This is a genomic window from Leptospira abararensis, assembly GCF_016918735.1.
Classification (GTDB): domain Bacteria; phylum Spirochaetota; class Leptospiria; order Leptospirales; family Leptospiraceae; genus Leptospira_A; species Leptospira_A abararensis.
Genome location: NZ_JAFFPR010000065.1, coordinates 1 through 4467, shown reverse-complemented (window position 1 = coordinate 4467; position 4467 = coordinate 1). Strand labels below are relative to the sequence as shown.

The window sequence follows — 4467 nt, the reverse complement described above, 5'->3', positions numbered from 1 at the left end:
TTTGCGGATGCAAACGAGTGACAGAAGGGAAATGTGGCGCAGCCCAAGCGAGGCCTTGTGCCGAAGCGCAGCGTTTCTACGCTGTTATGCGCAGAAACGCATTATACGATAGTAATTAAATCAAAATACATTAATCTTGTGTCTTCATTTGTATCTGATTGGGTAAGGTAAACAAATCCATTTTTTTCATAGAAGCTGAGAGTCTCTTTGTTATTATATGCATCAACAGTAACAAATCGACATCCAGTTTTATTAGAATCTAGAAATAATCCTTTTATATAGTTTAGAATATCTGATCCTAAACCTTGATTTTGGTATTGAATGGCAACGCCTAATCTACCGATTTTAACTGCAGGATAACTTTTAAATCTTTTCTTTTCAGGAATTGATTTTCTAAATTTTTTCCATCCAGAATTATTTGTTTGTTCGGCAGAGATTTTATCGTTTATAACGCTGAAAAATGCTACTGTATTCTGATTTTTGATATTTTCAAAAATGTATGTAACAGCAATTAAACTTTCAGTGTATATTAAAGCGTCATTTAGTAGAAATTCGTTTAGATCTGAATCTCCACAATCGAAAGGTAAAATGGTTTTATTACTATCTAGTCTATAGAGACGGATATTTTTCCAATCCATCAATTACTACTTATCTAGTAGATCGGAGATTCTTTTGTAGCTTTCTTGAATTTTGACAATTTCCTTCTCTTCAATTTTCTTAGTCTCATTTTTATCTAGGGACTCAAAAAAGAAAGCGGCATCATGGCCTTTTAAAGTAGGTGTGTCTTTGATTTGAATAGCCATCTGAGTTACTTTCCTACTTATCTTTTGTTTGAAAAGAAATTTATTATACCTGTTAATTTGACTATCGGCAGTGCAATATTGTTCTGAATATTAATGAATAGTGTTCATTTTTCGGTATGACTTCAAGACATAGGTAACGTTTATGCGTCAGGAGAAGGGTAACACTTTTTGGTAACCTTTCTTGGTTTATGAACTTTGTATGAATCGGGATCAGAATTAATCAAGAATAAATTTTGATCAATTACACCTAACATATTAATACCGAACCAGATAGAGATGGAATCTGATTCCTTTTTGATTCCGACGTTAAATCCATTAAAAGGATTTCCAACCATGATTAGGTTACCATTGTAATTGATGTATCCTCTGTCATTGACATGCCTTTGTTTGAAACCAAAAGGGTATGTCATAAGAAGATCGGCATTCGGATCGAAAAGTTTTTTGGATTTAACATATATTTGTTCAGGAGTTTTCATATTAAGAGCTTCATGAGGTCTTTCTCTATTGAATTCAATTCTCCATTTATCGAAAAGATTTTGGAAGAGGGTAATGTTCCCAACGATTTCATGTTGTAGTTCTCTTGCCATGTCTCTATGCATTCTTTCATGAGCTCCATTTTGGTAAGGTTTCCCCGGTTGAATACGATCGAGTTTGATTCCTAGAGAGAGCCACCAAACGGAAAGTTTGGTGAGTCCCCATAAAGACTGCATGGAAGCGAAAGGCGGTCCATTGTCAGAACGAATGATATCAGGAATACCGTATATCTTAAATAACCTAGTAAATTCGGCTTTAACGGAAGGAATGTCTCCTTTCTTTAGAGTTTTGATAGCGAGAATATATTTAGAGAAGTCATCGCGAACAGTGAGAGGATTTACTTTTTCTCTTTCTGGAGTATACCACCATCCTTTGAAGTCAACGGTCCAAATATGATTGGGATGAGTTGCTTTCTCAGGCATAGAGATTCGTTGTCCTGAGTTAATGGGTCTTCTTTTCTTTTTTTTATCTAGTAGCCCGGCTTTCTTAAGAATACGTTCAACAGTGGATCTGTTAGGAGGTTTTCTATCTGGGAATTTAGTCTTGTAGAGTTCTAGGATTTTTTTAGCCCCCCAAAACTTCTTATTATTTTTGATCTTAACGATATCGAGAATGGTTTCTTCCGCAATTTTAGCCGGAGAGTTTTTTGGAGTTTTCTTTTTATCTCGAAGACCGTCCCGACCTTGTAAAATGAATCTTTCCTTCCATTTGTATCCACACTTGGTGGAGATCCCATACTGAGCACAGAGCTGAGTAAAATTGACACCCATCTGGAGGCTCTCCAGAACGAACTGATATCTTAATTCCACGACATTATTCTCCTTCCAAGGCATCCCTCTAGCCCTCCTAAAAAGGTGATCTAAAGGGAATAGAAACCTGAAAGTGTTACCTATGTCTTGCTACAAAAGTGTTACCCATGTCCTGAGGCATACATTTAGCTTCTTACGCATAACGAACTAGCCTTAACGACGTAGGCTGACCCTGAGTCCCAACGGGACGTTAGGGACTGGAACGACACTTGCGTAAGCAAGGGGAGTGCCAGAAGCCTATGTGTCGCAGACCGAGCGAGGGCTTGACCCGAAGCGAAGCGTTAAGGCGCTGTTAGGCGAAGTCGTAGATTTTAAAATTATTTTTCAACTAATTTGCCTGTAACAAATTTGTGAATCAAACTCGAAATAAAAGTTTGGTAAGGTAAACCTTCTTCAAAAGCTTTTTTCTGAATTGATTGCAAGTCTAATTGATTTAATCTTATATTAATTCTTTTATTTTTAGCTAGAGTAGCGGAGGCAGCTTTCTGATAGTTGCTTATTAACTTACTATTTAAACCAATAGATTTCCATTCACCTGCTTCATATGAATCAAGAATGTCATTTTCTTCTTTTGAAAGAGAGGAATTTTTTTTAGGTTTATTTGTTAATTTTGTTTTAATCATCTCTTCCGTCCTTTTTAAGATAATTTCGCGTGGCTTTTCTGCTTGGAATAATTGTTTTTAAAAATATTTCTTCTTTATTCTCTATAAATGGAACTAAATACACATATTCATCTATTTCAATTATAAACATAGATTGGTTTGGGTATTTTACATCATTTGGATGTTTTATTATATCTAAGAGAAAACCGTTTTCGATTTGAAAAAGAACAAGTTCAAAAGAAATTCCACGTTCTTTCCTCAAAATTTCGTCTTTCTCAATATCCCAACGATAGTTTTTCACCTAGAAATATTTGATGACAATGTGTGCCTCATGTCAAGTTCTAATTCTTTAATTTTTACAGCTATTACCCATGTCCTGAGGCATACATTTCTACGATTACGCATAACGAATTAGCCTTAACGACGTAGGCTGACCCTGAGTCCCAACGGGACGTTAGGGACTGGTCACGACACTTGCGGATGCAAGGGGAGTGCCAGAAGCCTATGTGTCGCAGACCGAGCGAGGGCTCGTCCCGAAGCGAAGCGTTAAGGCGCTGTTATGCGAAGGTAGCTACTGTTATTATTCTAGTTTTTTGAAATCAATATGCGAATAATAATTACTTTCTTTGGCAGAAAGTAATTCAGACATATCGAAAACTGTTTCTTTTATACCTTCTCGTATAATCTGAATGGCTTTCTCTTTTAAGCCAGGTAAGGAATACTTAATTGTTTGAAAAACTACGAAAATATTAATTCCTGTATAGTCGTGTGCAATTCGATTTCGAAGCCCAACAACATCTTTCCAAGGATAAGTATATTCATTTTTTGTTTCTTCGCTTAATTTAGTGCTATTTTCGCCTATCTGAGTAAGGAGGCTCAAAATAGCGTTATAATTCATTTGATCGTTTGTTTCATAAAGAATTTCGGGATTTTCAAAATTATTTGAATATAGATTAATTTTCTCGATATATTCAATTATATTGAGTAGGTATAGAAGATCATTATTTCTATTCTTTAACATAGATCATTTCTTTATTTGCCCTATGTAGAATTATTGGGTTTGCATATTTTTTTAACACTAAGTCGACCTTAAGATTTAAACCTTTTTCAAGTTCCTCTTTAAAGGATAAAGCTTCCCGAAAATCAAAGTCTTTTTCAACTAATATGTCAATGTCATGGAAATTCGAATCTTTCCGGACGAAAGATCCAAAAACTCCAAGTCTTTCCAAATTGTATTTTGAAAGTATTTTTGACTTACTTAGGAAAATTTGGAAGTCTGAGATATTTTGCACAGCAGCTGGCATGATATCTAGAATTTTATCTATGAATAGCTGTTTTCAAGTCTTATTTGCAGAAAATTTAACTTCTAATTCCTCTTGTTAGAACAATTTTGAAATTTTGCGGTTGATTTTTGCTACTTTCGCATAACGAACTAGACTAACCGACGTAGGCTGGCCCTGAGTCCCGACTGGGACGTTAGGGACTGGAACGACACTTGCGAATGCAAGGGGAGTGCCAGAAGCCTATGTGTCGCAGACCAAGCGAGGGCTCGTCCCGAAGCGAAGCGGTTAGTCGCTGTTATGTGCAGTGCCTTCCATAATTTTGAATAAGTTAATTAAACATTCAAGTTTATTAGATTAGGTGTGCTAGTATAGTATTCACCTGACAGTTTCGTAAAGAAGCAGTGGTCACACATCCTCTAATTAGAAAAATGATTTT

General features: G+C 35.8%; 7 protein-coding genes. All 7 read right to left on the bottom strand.

Annotated elements, in window-relative coordinates; all coding sequences use genetic code 11:
* Positions 1–101: 101 nt before the first annotated feature.
* A complete protein-coding gene (locus JWG40_RS19840) occupies positions 102–638 on the bottom strand; it encodes a GNAT family N-acetyltransferase (RefSeq protein ID WP_002975848.1) in 537 nt (178 codons plus the stop codon).
* Positions 639–644: 6 nt separating this feature from the next.
* On the bottom strand, positions 645–803 hold the full coding sequence (locus JWG40_RS19835; RefSeq protein ID WP_205287495.1) for a hypothetical protein: 159 nt from the start codon (positions 801–803) through the stop codon (positions 645–647).
* 140 nt (positions 804–943) lie between these two features.
* Positions 944–2107, bottom strand: coding sequence for an integrase core domain-containing protein (locus JWG40_RS19830; RefSeq protein ID WP_232369543.1), 1164 nt, complete (start codon positions 2105–2107; stop codon positions 944–946).
* Positions 2108–2463: 356 nt separating this feature from the next.
* Entirely contained in the window at positions 2464–2769 is a 306-nt protein-coding gene (locus JWG40_RS19825; RefSeq protein ID WP_205287493.1) for an antitoxin, read from the bottom strand.
* The gene (locus JWG40_RS19820; RefSeq protein ID WP_135657318.1) at positions 2762–3049 is read right to left on the bottom strand and encodes a BrnT family toxin; all 288 of its coding nucleotides are present in this window, start codon (positions 3047–3049) and stop codon (positions 2762–2764) included. The genes JWG40_RS19825 and JWG40_RS19820 overlap by 8 nt, the downstream gene beginning before the upstream one ends.
* Before the next feature lie 279 nt (positions 3050–3328).
* Positions 3329–3769 (bottom strand): HepT-like ribonuclease domain-containing protein, encoded by a 441-nt coding sequence (locus JWG40_RS19815; RefSeq protein ID WP_205287492.1) that lies wholly within the window; start codon positions 3767–3769, stop codon positions 3329–3331.
* Positions 3756–4052, bottom strand: a complete 297-nt coding sequence (locus JWG40_RS19810; RefSeq protein WP_205287491.1) for a nucleotidyltransferase family protein — start codon at positions 4050–4052, stop codon at positions 3756–3758. The genes JWG40_RS19815 and JWG40_RS19810 overlap by 14 nt, the downstream gene beginning before the upstream one ends.
* Positions 4053–4467: the final 415 nt, after the last annotated feature.